Raw genomic sequence first — 19,066 nt, forward strand, 5'->3', positions numbered from 1 at the left:
TTGCTCATCAGCCCGGGACCGGCCCGTCCTTGGTCAGCCCGCCTGTCTAGATACGGCATAATGGAACCAGTCCACAACTAAACGCCCCAGAGTTCTGCCGCTCAACCCCGCCAACATACATATCCAGCCCATACGCCATGACACGTGAAGCCCTCATGGTGAGTCGGTTCGAGGTCGCCCTAGGTGAGCGGCCCCGAACCGCGGTAGGAAGGTGAACCCTCGAAATGGCTACAACTCGATTTGGATCCGTCAACAATCCAAAGCGATGGATCGCGGCCACGGCCTTGGCCGGCCTGGTCTTCGCAGGGTTGGCCACGAGCGCGGCGCAAGCCAACCCGCCGCCTGAGGATGTCACCGCTACGCCGGTGTTGCATAAGAACACCTCAGATAGCCAGGTCGTACCCGGCCAGTCGTTCACCTACACCATCACCATTGGTTGTTCATCTATTACCGACCGGGGTTGCCGCGACGCGGTTTTGACTGACGTAGTGCCGGCGCCATTTGTGGTAACTGGCGCGGTGGCGTTGGGTGGAACCAACTCGGGCGATGCCACTTACGCCGGCAACATTGTGACAGTGGTGTGGACCACCCCCCTGGGCGATGGCACCATTGGCATGCTTGATAACACCACCTCGACAGTGCAGATCACGGCCGAGCTGCCACTCGACGCCTCCTACGACTTCAATGGCAGGCCTGTCCTAAACGATGCTGTTATGACTGGCTCCAACTTCGACGATGTCCACGACCAGGTGGCAGTTACCCCCTTGATTCCAAAGGTGCTGGAGACCACACCAACCAAGACTCTCGACCCGCCAACCCTGGTAGCGCTCCTTGATGAAGCGGTTACGGCCGTGCTAGCAGGCACCAACAACTCCAATGGTTCAGTTGAATCTTTGGCTATCCAAGACCCGGTCGACCCGACGGCTACGCCCAATCCCTTCGAATACTTGGAGTTCCAGAGTTTTGGCTCGGTTGTTCCACCAGCCGGGGCTGATCCAGGCCAAACCACCTACGAGGTCTACGTCGACACCGGCGGTGGGGTTTACGACTGGGTCGACGCCCCCGGCGGCGTGTTACCAGCTGGGGTCACCGGCGATATGGTGCGTGGCACCCGCGTCACCTTCTACGGCCTTATCCCGCCAGGAGAGACCGGCACGGTCGAGTTGAACTTGGCTTTGACGGCCGATGGCGTGGCTCTGGGCGATGGCGCGTTGATCGACAATTCGGTGTTGTCAGAGGTAACGCTCGGTGGCGACAGCGCCACCGGCACGGCCAACGACTCGCTGGTGCTGCGCGACAACCAAGTTTGGGTCGGCGCCACCAAAGAGTTCAACCCCTATTGGGTCCTGGCAGGCGATTCGAGCACAGTCACCCTGGGCGCCTCGAACCAGTCAAGTATTCAGATCACCACGTTGACCATCACTGAACCGTCAAGTGGCACCTTCCCAACTGAGTACACCTTTGGCGGCTTCACCGCCGGTATTAGATACCCGGCTGGCGCACTTTCGGGGGTTGTGACGGTGTGGATTGGCACCACTCCATATCCAGTGCCGTTTGGTGACGGTGACACTCCGGACATCGCCACTGAGATTGCTCCGGCCCTGCTCTCAGAGGTCGAGTGGTTTGAGGTTACTTTCACCGGGGACATCTTGGCGGGCGGTGACACCGAGATTGTCTTTGACGTGATTACTGATCCGACCACACCGGGCGTGACCCCGCTGACCAACGAAGTTGGAGTTCACGGCGACAACGGCAGCGCCAGCGATGATGCCACGGCCCAAGATGACCTCTACATCTACGACGAGGTGATTGAGCCCTACGTCAACAAGTCAGTTCGTCCCACGCCGATTCTGGGTGTGCCCGGCCAGTACGTCACCGTTTCGCTTGAGGGCGGCCTAACCGATTGGCCCGACCCGCCCACCACTATGACCGGCTCTACCGGCAGCGCCAACCAGATTGTGATCCAAGATCCCCAAGATCCGGTTGAGCCAAACGACTGGTGGAACGCCTTTGACCTCTACGCCGTCAGCCAGACACCCATCCCGGCCTGCGCCGAGCTGACCGTTGAGGTCTACGACACCACCACCAGCGCTTGGGTTTGGTGGTTTGGCCCAATCCTGGGCGGAACGATCTATTCTGAGGTCTTCCCCGGGCCGCAAGCCACGACCGGTGGCATCCGGTTCATTTATGACTACGTCGACACACCGCCTTGCCCGGCTGGAGGTTTCCCACCCGGTACCGACTTGGCGCCGAACTTCGTCAGCCAGCTGCGCGATGATGGCCGCTACAACCCCGGCCCACCTTTCAGCGACACCAGCTCGACTTTTGTGCCGAACTGCGCCCAAACCGACGCGACCAGCCCCAACGACCCCATCGTCAGCCCTGGCCAAGCCACCATGCCCCCGGGCACCTGCCCAGAAATTGAGATCCTGCCAGTCCAGCCCGGCCAGGGCCAGGACATGATCGACAAGAGCTTTGGCCAGTCCAGTTCCGGTGGCATCAAAAGCGTCATTGCCCGCTCGGGTGACACCATTCCTTCGGTGCTGTCCTGGTCCACTGGCGGCTATTCCAACCTGGACAGCGTTGAGATCACCGACATCATTGACCCGGCCGGCACCGCCTTGGCCGATTCGATTTTTGACGCCTTCGACCTGCACACCATCCAGGCCATTACCCCGGCCACTGACCCGCTAATCGCCTACGACCAAGTCCAAGCGGTCTACCTTTACAACCGCACCACCTCGACCTGGGAGCCCGCTGCTAACAGCCCCTGCCCGGCCGGTTGTGATGGCCAAATGCCAGCCATTACTCTCACCGCCGCCGAGATGGAGACAACCATTGGCGTCCAGTTGGTGATCATCGAAAGCCCAAACCGGGATACCGCCTTGCAGGCCAACCCGGCCGGCCCACCGGTTGGTTCCGGCGTGGCCAGTTCCTTTGGCTACTCCCGTCCCATCACACTGGTGTGGCAGGTGCGTGATAACAGGCGGTCAGACTTCTCACCGGTTTTGGGTGACGAGTGGTACAACCTGCCAGATGAGGGCGATGTACTCAACACTGTGGGCATTACCGGCTACCTCCCAGATGGTTCTACCCAGGAAGACACGGCTTCAGATGATGTGCTGATTATCGATGTGCCACTGACCACTATCACCAACAAGACCTGGTCCGGCGGACCGATAGCGGTCCCAGATAGCCCATCTGGACTGACGCCAGATCAATTCCCGGTTTCCCGTATCACCGTGACCACCCGTAACACCACTCCGGCCCGGGTTGACCAGTTGGTAATCACTGACCCGGCACCTGGGGCAGTGGCACCGGATACCGATGCTTTTAACGCCTTTGACCTGATCAGTATTGTCTCCATTACGCCGCCAGCCGGAGCCGACCCGGCCAATACCGTGGTGACGCTGTACTGCACCGGTGGAGCTGAATATGACTTCGACACAACTACGGCTCTGGCCCTGACCTTTACCACTATGCCCTGTGCTGATGTGATTGGCATCCAGGTCAGCTTTGACGGACGGATTGCCTCGGGCGGGATTGGCGAAATCGTCTTCGATATGCGGCTGCGCGCGATCTACCGTGACACCGGCGGCCAGGTCTCGGCCGCAGACGGGCCGCTGTTCAACCGAGCCGAAGGTGTCATTGCCGATGTCGATTCGCCAGGACCGTGCCCGCCGCCGCCTGGCGCCCGCTACGAATGCGACCAGGCTTCGACCAATATTCCACTGGCCAACCCAAGCTTTGGCGTGGTGGCATCAAAGACAATCAGCCCCTCCCAGCAGTATGAAGGTGACTACGCGCCGGTCACCGTCACCCTGGGCGGCCAACCGACCGGCTCAGCCCGGGCCTGGACCATGGTGCTGGCCGATGACGACCCGGCCTTTTGGAACGCCTTTGACTTTGTTGGTATGGACCCTTCTTGGGCCTTTGCCCCACCCACCGGCCGGGTGCAGGTTTGTTACTACTGGGACGGAGACTTCAGCCCAGCCAACGTCGCCGCCGGTGCCAGCGCCGTCGGCGGCACCGAGGTCTGCCAACAATTAGCCCAAATTGGCGACATCGCCATGGCTGTGTCCTGGCTGACTGCTCAGATGGCCACCCTACCGGCCGATGCCATCCACGGCCTCCAGTTTGAGTTCTGGACGGCCGATGGCTCCGGCTGGGCCAACCCATCCAACCCGGTAGTGACGGTGCCTTTTGTAGTTGAACGCCGCGTCACAATGCGCACCGGCGACCCCACGCCAACCACTCGATCTGACCAAACGGCCGCCCCCGGTCAAGACCAGGCCGGCATCTTCGTTGACGATATGACTGTTGATGCCGAGTCAGTGATCGTTTCCGGTGGCCAGAGATTGCTGGCGGACGATGCCGCCAACGCCCAGTACCGCCACCTGCACGACACCGTGGCCCTTTCGGTGGTCAAACAACCCCAAGGCGCCGTGCCGCCAGGCAAGGTCATTCCATTTACGCTGACTTTCACCAACACCGGCATGCTGCCGCTAGTGGATCCAATCTTTTCTGACCGCTTGCCCACTGACGGCACAGGGCCGCAGCTGATCTTTGACCCAGATGCCGACCCGACTGTGCCGCCCTGGTCCTTTGCTTTGGCCGGTGCGGCCCCCTCGCCGCCCAATGGCCTGCCGCTACCAACCAGTCCGAATGACGTGACGGTCGACCAAACCTCAGTCCCCAACGTGATCTACTTCCACATGCCGCCGGGATCGGTGCTGGAACCCGGTCAGACTTACACCATCACCATCAACTTGATGCTACGCCCCGGGCTGGAAACAACCGATCAGGCGCAAAACTGGGCCGCCATCGACATTGGCGGGCTGCCGCTTGACTCCTGTGTTTCAACCGAAGACCCCATCACCCATGAATGCATGGATGATTCGACCGTCTGGCCAATGGCCGCCCCGGCGCTCAGCACTATCAAATACGTCAAGGGAGATGTCCTGCCCAGCCTGGCCGCGCCCCTTTCCGGCGTGCCGGACGTTGTCAGTTCGATCAACAACTACGACTGCACCGGCCAGGCCACACCGGACGGCTTCTACCGCGCCCCGTGTATCCCGGTGACACTGCCAGGTGACACCGAGACTTGGCGCTTTAGTATTACCAACGCCGGTACTATCCCGCTGACAGAGCTGGTGTCCATCGACAACCTGCCCACGCCGGGCGACCAAGGTCTAATTGTCATTCTGCCGCGGCAAAGCGCCTGGCAGCCGACCTATGCCGACTGGTTCGACAAAACCGGACTGCCAGCTGGGGCCACTTTCGATGTCTACACCTCACCGTTGTCTTTGCCCTGCACGGCCGATCTAGACCCACAAGGTGTCCCTTGCGCGTTGGCGGATTGGACCGAATGGGACCTGACTCCAGACCCAACCGCCGTGCGCAGTTTGAAATTCGTGATCAAGTTTCCCCCTGGTGAGGAGTTCAAACCGGGTGACACACTGTCGATCGAATTCAAAACCGCCACCACACCGAACCGACTCAACGCCGCCAACTACCCCGTCGCCTGGAATACCGTCGCCACCGGCGGCCTGGCCGACGATGCCGGCACCAAACTCACAGTGCCGGCCACCGAAGGCCGGCGGGTTGGCGTGACCTACGCCACCGGGCCCATCTTGCTAAAGAAAATCGTCACCGGTCCGGCCGCCTCACTAGCCCCACTCAATTTCCCGGTCCAACTAGTCTGCACCGTCGCTGGCGTACCAATGAGCGGCCTGCCCATCATCACTCTGGTGGCCAACGGGCCAGAGGTCAGGTTAGATGGGCTGCCAGTTGGCGCCGAATGCACCGCCACCGAGCAATGGTGGGGACAAACCAGTCACCAAATTGGTACCGCCACCGTGGGCGGTCCGCTTGACCCAATTGGCCTGATCACCGTCACAAACGATTTCCAAACGGCCAGCCTGCAGATTCGCAAACAGGTTGACACCCCGGCCCTGGACGCCAACGGCGACCCGGTTGTCTACGGTCCATTCAGCTTTGCTGTCTCCTGCACCTACTTGGGCAGCCCGGTTTACGCTGACGGCTACGACTTAACCCATCCGATGGAAGAAGATCTCTGGGACGGCAACACCTGGTCGCTGGCAGGCGAAACGCCCACGGGCACCCCGCTGATGCCCACCGGCACCGAGTGCACCGTTACCGAGACGAACAGCGCCGGTGCCCTCGACACCGAAATGGTTGTGACCGACGCCCAAGGCAACCAGACCACGGTGCCCGGCAACCAGGCCACCGTCACCATCGATGACCTATTCACAGTCGAGGTGTTGGGCATTAACACCTTTGGCGCCGGCTCACTTGAGCTACTCAAGACCGTCACCGGCCCGGCCGCCGGGCAATTTGGTAATGGGCCATTTGTTTTCAATGTGCTTTGCACGCTTGACACTGGTTCAGGACCGGCGACGGTTTTTGACGGCGACGTCACCCTGACCGGCCCCAACAATCTCTCAGCCACCATTGATTTCATTGCCGATGGCGCCGACTGCGACATTACCGAGGTCAACACTGGTGGAGCCACCAGCACCGTGATCACTCCGACCACTGTGACGATCGGAAACACGACCACGGTCACGGTCGACATCACCAACACCTTCAACGCCGCCGATTTGACCGTGCATAAGGCCGTCACCGGTGCCGGCGCCAGTCTGTGGGGCGCCGGCCCGTTTGAGGTCACGCTCGACTGCCTAGACGCCAACGGCAATTCCGTTGCCTTGCCTGGTGGTGCCACACGTATCCTGTCGAACCAAAACAGCTTCACGGCCGCTTATTCGCCTCTACTTCACGGCCTGGTTTGTACGCTGACCGAAACAGGCACAGGCGGCGCCACCAGTTACACCGTGACCGATTCGACTGGCCAAGTGGTGACCGATTTCACAATTGTGCAAAACCAAGACGTCGAACTGTGGGTCACCAACACCTTCGACCTGGGCACCATCACCGTGCAAAAGACCGTCAGCGGCACCCGGGCAGCCTCACTAACCAACGCCAGCTTCATGGTCTGGCTTGACTGCCAGCTGCAGGGACGGGCCATTGCCATCCCCGGCGGTGCCGCCCGCCAGCTCAAAGCCGGCGCGCAGGTGGTTTACCAGGATTTGCCGGTTGGGGCCCAGTGCACTGTGACCGAAACAGACAGGGGCGGAGCCAGGACGTCAACTGTCACCTACGTCGGAACGAACCAGCCCTTCGCTACCGTTGCAGCCAACAGCACCGCCCTCGTCACAGTCAACAATGACTTTGCCAACCTGGCCTTTACCGGCTCAGATTGGCTCAACCTACTGATCTGGGCTTTTGCCGGCATCGGCGGAGGCCTGGCCATACGACACAGGCGCCAGCCCACTGGTCAACGCCCCGGGCGCCGCCTGGCCAAACACCGGGCCTAGCGCCACCTGCCCCCAACGGGTAGAGCCCAGATTCAACCAGCTCCGCCCGGCGCCCTAGACCGGACTGTCCGTTTGGTCAAAAGCCAGGCGCGGTTTGAACCACGCCCACGCCGCGCCAACGCCGGTGCCAGCCTGGCTGATGGCCACGCCCTCAGGGCGCCTGCGCCGCGCCAGCCTGCAATGGCGGTAGGTTAGGGCGCATAGGCTTGGAAATGCGGTAGCCAAGCTGGGCCCTGCCGTGACACGACGCTTCCCCTTCGGTTGGGTGGACCTAGTCACCACCGGCACCGCCAGGAGGACACCATGACGACCCCAACGTGGCGTAAGGGCTCAAGGACGCTGGGCGCAGCGGCCGTAGCAGCACTGATTCTGACCGGGTTGACCGCCTTACCCCCAGCCCAAGCCGCCATGCCGGTGCCTTTTGCCCAACGCTTCCAGGTCAACGCCAACGGCGCCATCACCACCTTTGGTAATGCCTTGTTGACCTGCCAGGCGGCTACGGCCTGCACCACAGCCCAAAACGGGACCACGGCCAACAACAACGACTACACCATGGTCAACATCGATGCCGATACGGACCCGAGTACCTTCAACTCCTCTGCCTCCAATCTGTCGCTGCCGGCCGGATCAACCGTGCTTTGGGCCGGGCTGTATTGGGGGGCCCGGCTGACAGCCGGTACCAGTGGTGCCGCCGGCACCGGTACCCGTACCCAGATGAGGTTGCAAGTGCCAGGCGGTAGTTACCAGACCATCACATCAGCCCAGGAGTTTGGCCCCGACTCGACCCAGTCCAACGCCTATCAAGAGTTTGCCGACATCACCACCCTGGTCCAAAACGCCGGCTCCGGCACTTATTGGGGCGCCAATGTGGTGGCAGGCACCGGCAAAGACCGCTACGCCGGTTGGTCCATCACGGTGGTTTACTCCGCGCCGGGTATGCCGCTGCGCAACTTGACGGTTTTTGACGGTTTCCAACTGGTCCAAAGCGGCAAGTCGGTTAGCGTCACCGTCTCGGGCTTCTTGGCACCAACGTCTCCCCCAGTTACGGCCGGGTTGAACATGATGGTCTACGAGGGCGATGCTGGCCTGACCGGGGATAACGTCACGCTCAACGGCGCCCAGCTGGCCACGGCCGTCTCCCAAGGCACCAACTTCTTCAACTCCAGTGCTGATGACAACGGCAGCCTTGTGACCAGCCGCACACCGGCCTACCGCAATATGCTGGGCTTCGACATCAAAGCCCTGACCACCACTAACGTCTTGCCGCCGGGTAACGGCGTGACGCCAGGCTCGGCCACCTTCGCTTTCAACACTTCTTCTGACACTTACTTCCCCGGCATGGTGGCCTTGGCAGTTGACCTTTACGCCCCGGATTTCAGCGCCTCGACCAAGTCGGTGGTCAACTTGGGCGGCCACGACCCGGCCAAACCGGGTGACACGCTCGAATACAACGTCACCATTGTCAACTCCGGCCAGGACAACGCCGTCAACTCGGTTGTGACTGATTCCTTGCCGCCAAACGTCACCTATGTGCCTGGGTCAATGGAGTTAGTTACCCAGATCGTTGGGGGGACTTCAGTCATTCTGCCCCAGGCGCTGACAGACGCGGCCGATGCCGATGTGGGGCGTTACGATGCCGCGGCCCGTCGGGTGGTTATCAACGTTGGCCAAGGCGCTACTAACGCGGCTGGGGGCGAGATTCCGATTGGCCAGCAGGTCTCTTTCAAGTTCCGGGTGACCTTGGATAGTCCCGATTCGGCTGGCACAACTGTGACCAACCAGGCTGATTTGGCCTACACCGCCAAGGTTTCGCAGGTTTCTTCGAACTACACCACCCCGCCGGTCTCAGTGGTGGTAGCCGAGGAAGCCGATGTTCAGCTGACCAAGTCCATGTCACCCAACCCGGTCAACGCCGGTGGCACCGTCACCGCCACCCTGCATGTGTTCAATGCTGGGCCTTCGCCGGCCACCGGTGTTTCGGTGACGGACTCGATGCCGGCCGGTGTCACGGTCACGGCCGTTGATATGTCCATTCCTCCCGGTAACTGCCCTTTGCCCACCGGCCCTGGCCAGCCCTTCACCTGCCTGGTTGGGGATATGGCCGTGGGCGATACCGTCACTATCACAGTCACCGGTACGGCGGCAGCCAATTTGGCTCCTGGCCAGCTGGTCAACGTGGCCACTGCCACCGCCACGACGGCGGACCCGGACTTGTCCAATAACACCGCCGCCGCCACCATTGTCTCTAGGGTCAGCGCCGATGTCGCCATCGCCAAAACCACATCGAATTTCGATCCCAAGCCGGGCGAGCTGGTCACTTTCACTTTGACTGCCACCAATCACGGGCCGTCTGATGCCACCAATGTCGTCATTTCTGACGCCGTCATCACGTCGAGTTACCTCTCCCTGGTGGCGGTTGATCCACTGGCCTCTGGGGCGGTGTGTACCCTGGGCCCGGTTGTGACCCAATGCACTTTGGCCACCCTGCCAGCTGGTGAGACGGTCGCCGTTGAGGTGACCGGTTGGGTCTCGCCCAGTGCGCCGGCCGGCAGCCCGCTGAGAAACGTCGGCACTGTCACCGCCGCCACACCCGATCCGGTGATTTCGAACAACCTGTCAACAATTGACATGACTGTGGGCTCACCGGAAGCTGATTTGTCGATTGCCAAGACCGGGCCGGCCAGCGCTATGCCCGGCGGCACCATCACCTACACCTTGACCGTAACCAACCAAGGTCCCTCGGCTTCCACTGATGCCACTGTCGAAGACATCCTGCCGGCGGGCCTGACGGCCATCTCCGCCACGTCAACCCAGGGCAGTTGCACCATCTCAAGTGCTGCGGGCATCGACACCGTCACCTGCGACATCGGCCCCATGGCCGGACCCTCCGCCCCAACCCTGCCCGGTCAGGTGACTGACCCAAGTACCTTGGCCACGGCCACTATCACCATCGTGGCCCGGATCGATCCGGCGCTGACCGGCTCGCTCAGCAACACCGCCAGCGTCGACGGACCCGAGGACCCGGATGGTGGCAACAACACCACTCCGCCGGTTGTGACTCCGCTGGCCCCACAAGCCAATCTGGCCATCACCAAGACTGCCAACCGCACCACTCTTCCCGGCGCTGGTGACGGCGTCACTTACACCGTGACACTGCGCAACCGCGGTCCCTCGGTCAGCCACGAAGTTGTTATCACCGACCAGCTGCCGGCCGCCTTCGACTTTGACAGCGCCGCCTGGACACTGACCGGCCCTTCGGCCGACGCTGGCGGCTGTTTGCCCCTCGGCCCGGTTGTAGGTAGCCACCAACCACTTACCTGCGAAGTGCCGGATATGCCCATTTGGAACCCGTCCGCGCCAGGTGACAACGTTTTGACTCTGGTGGTGGCGATGACGGCGCCAGCGGGTTACAGCCCGCCGGCCGGCACCACCGAAACCGAAATCGCCTCGGTGCTCGCCATCACGCCAGATCCGATCATGGTCAACAATGAAGCCACTTGGACCCTGCAAGACACCGCCCAGGTTGACTTAGAGGTCGTCAAGTCCTCCAGTGGCAACCCGGTGGCCGGTGGGCAGGTCACCTACACCATCACCGCCAACAACCTCTCGGCGCTCGATAGTGCCGCCGATGTCGAGCTGTCCGACACCTTGCCAGCTGGAGTCACCTTCGACTCGGCTACCCCGGCCGGCCAGTGCAGCGCCACCGGTCAGCTAGTGACCTGCACTCCGGCAGGCGGCAGCCTCGCCGCCGGGGGCATCGCTAGCTTCCAGATCCTGGTAGACATCGACCCCAGCCTGGCTGACGGCACCATGCTTACCAACACAGTCACAGTGACCAGCAGTACACCGGATCCGATCTTGGACAATAACACCGCTTCGGTGACGGACCCGGTCGCCGCCCAGGTCGACATCCTGGTCGACGCCCTGAACCTGGCCGATGCCGGCGCCGGGGCCTACAACGGCCCGGGTTCGATCCGGACTCAGACCTTCACCGTGACCAACGACGGCCCATCGGTGGCCCGGGCTGTCCAGTTCACCGCCCGCCTGGCGGTTGATGCCACGGTTGATGTGGCCGGGCTGGTTGGCACTATGCCCGGTTGCACCATCAGGGCCCGGTCGATTACCTGCTTGGTTGATAACGGCACCGATGGCAGCTCAGACCTGCAACTCAACCAATCCGTCGCCGTCACCATCCCGTGGACCTTGGCCTCCAATGTCACCCCTGGCAGCTACTTGGCCGATGGCCTGGTCGGCTGGCCCTACGGCGCCAATGTGACGGTTTCAACCAGCACCACCGAAACCGACCTGACCAACAACTACCAAGAGGTTGACCTGATCGTTGACCCGGCCCAGACCGATATAGAGCTGACCAAAACCGCCCTGACCACCACCACTAACCCGGTAGACGGTGACCCCGCCTTCGTGGCTGGTTCGACCTTCACCTACCAACTGACCGCCCAGGTCCTGCCGGGCGCCGCCCGGGCGGAGAACGTCCAGCTGACCGACACCATGCCTGCCGGCTTTGAGGCCACGGCCGTTGGAACCACTGTTGGTACCTGCCAGGTTGATCCTGGTGGTGGCTCGATCAGTTGTGACCTGGGCACCATAGAGGGCTTCGATCTGGTGGGCCCGCCGGTGGTGCTGATTACCGTTAGCGGCACCATTGACCCGGCCGCCTTCTCCGATGGCAGCGGCAGCGAGGTCCAGTACACCAACACCGCTCAGCTAACCTCCAGCACCGACGGCCTAGGCACCAATCCCCTGGCGCCCTTTAGCACAACGGCCCAAACCACGGTGGACGTGGTGCGGCAAACCAATTTGTCCATCACCAAGGCGGCTAGTTCGCCCACTTTCACCGCCGGTGGCATAGCCCGTTGGACCATTACCGTGGTCAACTCCGGCCCGTCTGATTTGCCGGCCGGCGCCACCATTACTGACACCCTGCAAGCCGGTTTGACCTTCAGCTCGGCCGGCTCCGATCCATCGTGTTCAGCCGCAGGTCAGGACGTCACCTGCACGCCTCTGCCTGCCATCGCGGTTGGTGAAGCCGTCAGTTTGCAGCTGGCCGCCCAGATTCCGGCCGACATCCTAACGACTGATTTGGCCAACCCACCGGTCTTACCTGTTGTTGACGAGGTGACCAACCAAGCCACCATAGACGCACCAAGCCTGCCAGGCCCGGTGACCAGCCCGCCGGTCGTAACCCCAATCGTGGCCCAAGTTGATGTGGCCATTGCCGGCACCGTCACCCAACAGGTGGTGCCAGCTGGCTCGACCTTGGTCTACACCATCACCGGGGTCAATAACGGCCCCTCTGCCGCCCGCGATCCGCAGTCCGGTGTCAACTTCCCGCCGGAGTTCCAGATCGATTCGGTGGCTGTCCCGGCAGATCTGATCCAATGCGCCACCAATCCGACCATTCCTTTCGAAATCGACTGCACCACCATTCCATCTGGTCCAGGCGGCCCCATCGCCTTGCCCGGCATCTCTGCCACAGGCGTGGTCCAGGTGACCGTGCCAGCCAACACCGCACCTGGGGTCTACCAGGTCCTTGCCCACAATATGATCTTCGACGTTGACGGCAACCCGCCGGACTTCAACCCCAGCAACAACATCGCCCGCATCAACGTCCTGGTCATCCCGGTAGCCGACGTTGCCGTCCAAAAAACCACTGTGACCAATCCGGTAAAGGCCGGCCAGCCAGTGACCTATGCGCTTGACGTGACAAATTTTGGGCCCTCTGATACCACCGAAGTCCAGTTAGTCGACCAGGTACCGGGCAAGGCCACCTTCGCCTCGGCCCAGTATTCCGGTGGCGGGGCGGTGGCCTGCACGCCTGGCCCGGCCAGCGAGGACCAGCCGTCCATCACCTGCGAGCTAGGCGACCTGGCGGTGGGCCAAACCAAGACGGTGCTGGTCACCTTCAACACACCCGCGACGCTGAGCGGCAACCTGACCAACGCTGCGGTAGTCGGTTCAGTCGCCCAAGACCCGGTGGCAGCCAATAACCAGGCCAGTGTGGCTAACCCGGTGGTGGTAAGCCCGGGTCCCGGCCCCGGCCCTGGTCCAGGCCCCGGCCCCGGTCCTGGTCCTGGTGGCAGCGGAGCCGGCGGCCGGTTGCCGTGGACCGGCACGGACACGCTCAACCTGCTGGTTTGGGCTCTACTCGCGATTGCCGGTGGCCTGGCCTTGCGCCGCCTGCGCCACCACGCCAGCGTCAGCCCACGCTATTTGGCCAAACACCTCGCCACCTGACAAGGCAGTCAATCCATCTAGCCGGCCCAATACGGCTCGCCGGCCGTGAGGCGCTGGACTTGAGCCGGGCAGACCAGCCGGCTTGGGCAACGGCCCGCGGCCTGACCGCCTCACCCAGAGCCCTGACACTAGCGCCGTTGGCACCACTATTTGGACGTTTTGGCCCGGCCGCCTGAGGCCGAGCCTGGGCCATGTGACAATCCCCGCAACGGTCGGCAATTGACTGCCTGGCCGCGAGGCGAGGAGGACACAATGACCAACCCAAACTGGCAACGAGGCGCCCGCGTACTAGGCGCGGCGGTGGTCGCCGGGCTCATCCTAACCGGGTTGGCGGCGCTCCCCCCGGCTCAGGCCGCCATGCCGGTGCCCTTCGCCCAGCGGTTCCAGGTCAACGCCAATGGAGCCATCGCCACCTTTGGCAACGCCTTAATGACCTGCCAAGCCTCAACGGCTTGCACCACCGCCCAAAACTCCACCACGGCCAATAACAACGACCTGGTCATGGTCAACCTTGATGCCGACTCAGACCCAACCACCTTCAACTCCTCCGCCTCTCACTTGGAGCTGCCGGCGGGCTCGAGCGTGCTGTGGGCCGGGTTGTATTGGGGGGCTCGCTTGACGGCTGGCACCAGCGGTTCGGCCGGCGCGGGCGACCGCACCCAAATGCTGCTCAAAGTACCCGGCGCCAACAGCTACCAGGCCATTGCCTCCATCCAAGAATTTGGCCCTGACACCACCCAATCAGGCGCCTACCAGCAGTTCGCCGATGTCACCACGCTGGTCCAAGGCGCCGGCGGCGGCAACTATTGGGGTGCCAATGTCGTGACCGGAACAGGCAAAGATCGATACGCCGGTTGGACCATCACCGTGGCTTATTCCGCCCCGGGTATGCCGCTGCGCAATTTGACCGTCTTCGATGGCTTCCAGGTGGTGCAAAACAACAAATCGGTTTCGGTGACCGTAGCCGGCTTCCTGGCACCGACCTCCCCGCCGGTCACGGCCGGTCTAACGATGATGGTCTACGAGGGTGATGCCGGCATTACCGGGGACAATGTCACGCTCAATGGCGCCCAGTTGGCCACCGCCGTCTCGCCGGGCTCCAACTTCTTCAACTCGACCGCTGACGACAATGGCAAAGCAGTGACCAGCCGAACCCCGGCCCACCGCAATATGTTGGGTTTCGACATCAAAACCCTGGCCACATCCAACATCTTGACACCTGGTGACGGCGTTTCTCCAGGCCGGGCCACGTTCTCCTTCAACACTTCATCCGATGTCTACCTGCCCGGCATGGTCGCCCTGGCGGTCGACCTTTACGCGCCAGATTTCAGTGCCTCGGCCAAGACCGTGGTCAACCTCAATGGCAACGACCCAGCCAGGTCCGGCGACACCCTCGAATACCACGTCTCCGTGGTCAACTCCGGCCAGGACAACGCTGTTAACGCCGTCATCAGCGACGCCCTGCCGGCCGGCGTCACCTACGTTAACGACTCAATGGAGTTGATCACACAAGTGGTTGGCGGCACCTCGGTTGTCGCGCCAAAGTTGCTGACGGACGGGGTCGATGCCGACGAAGGCCATTTCGACGCCGGCGCCAACCGGGTGGTGATCAACCTGGGCGAAGGGGCCACCAGCGCTAAGGGTGGCGAGATTCCAATTGGTCAGCAGGCCTCCTTCAGATTCCGGGTCACGCTGGACGGCCCCAGGGCGGTGGCCACCACCGTGACCAACCAGGCTGACCTGGCTTACACCGCTAAGGTCGCCCAGGTCAGTTCTAACTATTCGACCCCGCCGGTTTCAGTCACACTGGCCGCCGAGGCCGATGTACAACTGACCAAGACCATGTCGCCCAACCCGGTCAGCGCCGGTCAGCCAGTCTTGACCACCTTGACCGTCTTCAACGCCGGGCCGGCCACCGCCTTGGGGGTGGCGGTTACCGACGCCATGCCTGCGTCTGTCACCGTAGCCGGGATTGCGGTGTCCAATTCCTCCAGCTGCGCCTTGCCGCCCGCCCCCGGTCAGCCCTTCACCTGCCAGGTGGGCGATTTGGCCGATGCCGAAAAGGTCACCATCACCGTGACCGGCACGGCGGCGGCCAACCTAGCGCCCGGACAGTTAGTCAATGTGGCCAGTGCCGCTGCCTCTACGCCAGATCCAGACCTGTCAAACAACACCGCCGCCGCCACCACTACTACCGGCACTAGCGCCGATTTAGCCATCACGAAATCCACTTCGAATCCGACTCCAAGGCCTGGGGAGATAGTCAGCTTCACCATTACTGCCACCAACCACGGCCCCTCAGATGCCGCTGGTCTGATCATCTCCGATCTAGTGACCTCTAGTGCCTACCTTAGGTTGGTGGCAGTCGAGCCTGGCACGTCCGGGGCCACTTGTAACCCGGGCCCAATTTTGTCCCAGTGCGCCTTGGCAGCTTTGCCGGTGGGGCTGACGGTCAGCCTTGAGGTCACCGGATGGGTCTCGCCCAGCGCGCCGGCCGGTACCTCACTTTCCAACGCCGCTTCCGTCATCGCCACCACACCTGATCCGGCGACCCAAAACAACCTGACCTCAATTGGCCTGACCGTGGCCCCGCCCGAGGCGGATTTGTCCATCACCAAAACCGGCCCGGCCAGTGCGCTACCTGGTGGCACCATCAGCTACACCCTGTCCGTAACCAACCATGGGCCGGCTGACTCAACCGGCGCCAGGGTTCGCGACACTTTGCCAGCCGGTCTGACGGCCATTTCAGCCAGCTCGACCCTGGGTAGCTGTTCAATTGCTGGAGCCACTGTCAGCTGTGATCTTGGTGCCATGGCCGGGCCGGCCGCCCCAAACCTGCCGGGCCAGGCCCCTGACCCGAGCAGCTTGGCCACGGCCACCATCACCATTGAGGCGCAGATTGATCCGGCCCTGACCGGCTCGCTGGCCAACACCGCCCAGGTAGAGGGGCCCGAGGATCCAGATGACTCCAATAACACCTGGTCGATCGACACCCCGCTTGACCCCGAAGCAGATCCGGTTGCCAGCCAGGCCGATGTCGAGGTCAGCGCTCTAACGCTTGATAACCCCGGCGGCGCCGACGCCTACGGCGGCCCGGGTTCCCAGCGGATCCAGACCTTCATCGTGACAAATAATGGCCCGTCTGTGGCCAAGGCAGTCCAATTCACCGCTCAAATCGCCGTCCGTTCCTCGGTCGAATTGGCCCAGCTTGTTGGCACCATGCCTACCTGCAACCTACGAGACACGCAAATCACCTGCCTGGTGGACAACGGCCTAGATGACACCTCTGACCTGCAAGTGGGGCAATCAGTTACCGTCACGATTCGGTGGACCTTGGCTTCAACTGCCACGCCAGGCGACTATTTGGCCAACGGCCCGGTGGGCTCCGGCTACGGGGCCAATGTGACAGTGGCCACCACCACGACCGAGACCGACTTGTCCAACAACTACCAGGCGGTTGACCTGGTCATTGACCGGGCCCAGACCGACCTACTGCTGACCAAGACGGCCCTAACGACCACCACCAACTCCGACGCAGACCCGGCCTTCGTGGCCGGTTCGGCCTTCACCTACCAATTGACGGCCCAGGTGCTGCCAGGCGCCGCCCAGGCCCAGAACGTCGAACTGACCGACTTTATGCCGAAGGGCTTCACCGTCACAGCGGTGGGGACCAACCTTGGTACTTGCGCCATCGCCGCTGACGGTAGTGGTTTCAGCTGCCAGTTGGGCACCATGGAAGGTGCCAGCGCCGACCAGGCGCCGGTGGCCCAAATCACGGTCAGTGGACTGGTTGATCCGGCGAATTACTCTTCCGGCCAGCCCGGTGAAGTCCAGTACACCAACACCGCCCAGCTGACCTCTGCGACCGATGGCATCGGCACCAATCCATTGGCGGCGTTTAGCACCACGGCCCGGGCCACTGTGGACGTGGTGCGACAAACCAATCTGTCCATCACCAAGGTGGCCAATGACACCGAGTTCCTGGCCGGCGGTCAGGCCAGCTGGACCGTCACGGTGGTCAACGCCGGTCCTTCCGATTTGCCGGCCGGCGCCACGGTCGAAGACACTTTGCAGTCCGGTTTGGTCTTCGACGCGGCTGGCTCGGACCCGGCTTGTGCGGCCGGCGGCCAGGTGGTCACCTGCGCACCTCTGCCAGCCATACCGGCTGGCCAGGCCGTCTCAGTGCAGATTGCGGCCTATGTTCCGGTCGATGCCCTGACCGGCGATTTGGTGCCCTCAGGCCACGGCGGACCGCTGCCCATCATGGACCAGGTGACCAACCAAGCCACGGTTAGCGCGCCAAGCCTTCCGGCCGCCGTCACCAGCCCACCGGTCACCACCCCAATTGCGGCCCAGGTTGATACGGCCATTACCGGGTCAGTCTCCCAGCTGGTGGTCCCAGCCGGTTCGGCAATCTCCTACACCATTACCGGGGTCAACAATGGACCTTCGGCCGCCCGCAACCCGCTATCCGGCGCCAGCTTCCCACCGGAGTTTGTGATTGACTCGGTGGCCGTGCCGGCGGACCTGATCGAATGCGCCCCCAGTAGTGCCCCCGGCTCTGAGATTGGCTGCTCCACCATTGCTTCGGGTTTTGGCGGTCCAATTGCCGTAGCCGGGATCACTGCCACCGGCGTGGTCCAAGTCACCATCCCGCCTGACACGCCGCCTGGGGTGTACACCACCGTGGCCCACAACATCATTTCTACCGCGGACGGCAACCCGGTGGACTCCAACCCAAATAACGACACTGTCAGTATCGAGGTATTGGTCATCCCGGTGGCGGATCTAGAGGTCCAGAAGACCACTGTGACCAACCCGGTAGTGGCCGGCCAGCCAGTCACCTACGGCCTGGCCGTGACTAACTTTGGGCCTTCTGATACAACCGCGGCTCAGCTGACCGACCAAGTGCCGGCCGGCACCACCTTTGTTGCCGCCAAGTACCAAGGCGGAGGGGCAGTTCCCTGTGCCACCAGCCCCACCCGCGAGGATCAACCCTCAATCACCTGCCAACTCGGTGACATGGCTCTTGGCGACACCGAGACAGTTTTGTTGACCTTCAGCACCCCGAAGAACCTTTCCGGCCCCCTGGCCAACACCGCCTTGGTGGGATCAGCCGCTCAAGACCCGGTTGCGGCCAATAATCAAGCCGCAGTAGCCAACCCGGTGCAAACCCCGCCACCTATCACCGGTCCAGGCACAGGCAACTCCGGCACCCCAGGGGCGGCGGGGCCCAACGGCCCTGGTGGTGCCGGGCCAGCTGGCCGCTTGCCTTGGACCGGCGCGGACACGCTCAACCTGCTGGTCTGGGCCCTGCTGGCGATCACCGGCGGCCTAGCCCTGCGCCGCCTGCGCCGCCACGCCAGCGCCAGCCCACGCTATTTGGCCAAACACCTGGCTACTTGACCAAGTGG

At 62.6% G+C, this 19,066-nt stretch carries 3 protein-coding genes; all 3 read left to right on the plus strand.

Annotated features, from left to right (window positions below; genetic code table 11):
* Nucleotides 1–224 precede the first annotated feature (224 nt).
* The 3 genes from FWD29_03235 (at nucleotide 225) to FWD29_03245 (ending at nucleotide 19,058) form a co-directional block, all read left to right on the plus strand.
* On the plus strand, nucleotides 225–7,397 hold the full coding sequence (locus tag FWD29_03235; protein ID MCL2802961.1) for a DUF5979 domain-containing protein: 7,173 nt from the start codon (nucleotides 225–227) through the stop codon (nucleotides 7,395–7,397).
* A 303-nt stretch (nucleotides 7,398–7,700) separates the two neighbouring features.
* Nucleotides 7,701–13,652, plus strand: a complete 5,952-nt coding sequence (locus FWD29_03240; GenBank protein MCL2802962.1) for a hypothetical protein — start codon at nucleotides 7,701–7,703, stop codon at nucleotides 13,650–13,652.
* 252 nt (nucleotides 13,653–13,904) lie between these two features.
* Nucleotides 13,905–19,058, plus strand: coding sequence for a hypothetical protein (locus FWD29_03245; GenBank protein ID MCL2802963.1), 5,154 nt, complete (start codon nucleotides 13,905–13,907; stop codon nucleotides 19,056–19,058).
* Nucleotides 19,059–19,066 lie beyond the last annotated feature (8 nt).

The organism is Micrococcales bacterium, assembly GCA_009784895.1.
Lineage (GTDB): Bacteria > Actinomycetota > Actinomycetes > Actinomycetales > WQXJ01 > WQXJ01.

Bases quoted from the DNA above. Each gene is read 5' to 3' on its own strand.
- FWD29_03245 (MCL2802963.1), top strand. From the start codon at position 13,905: ATGACCAACCCAAACTGGCAACGAGGCGCCCGCGTACTAGGCGCGGCG.
- FWD29_03235 (MCL2802961.1), top strand. From the start codon at position 225: ATGGCTACAACTCGATTTGGATCCGTCAACAATCCAAAGCGATGGATC.
- FWD29_03240 (MCL2802962.1), top strand. From the start codon at position 7,701: ATGACGACCCCAACGTGGCGTAAGGGCTCAAGGACGCTGGGCGCAGCG.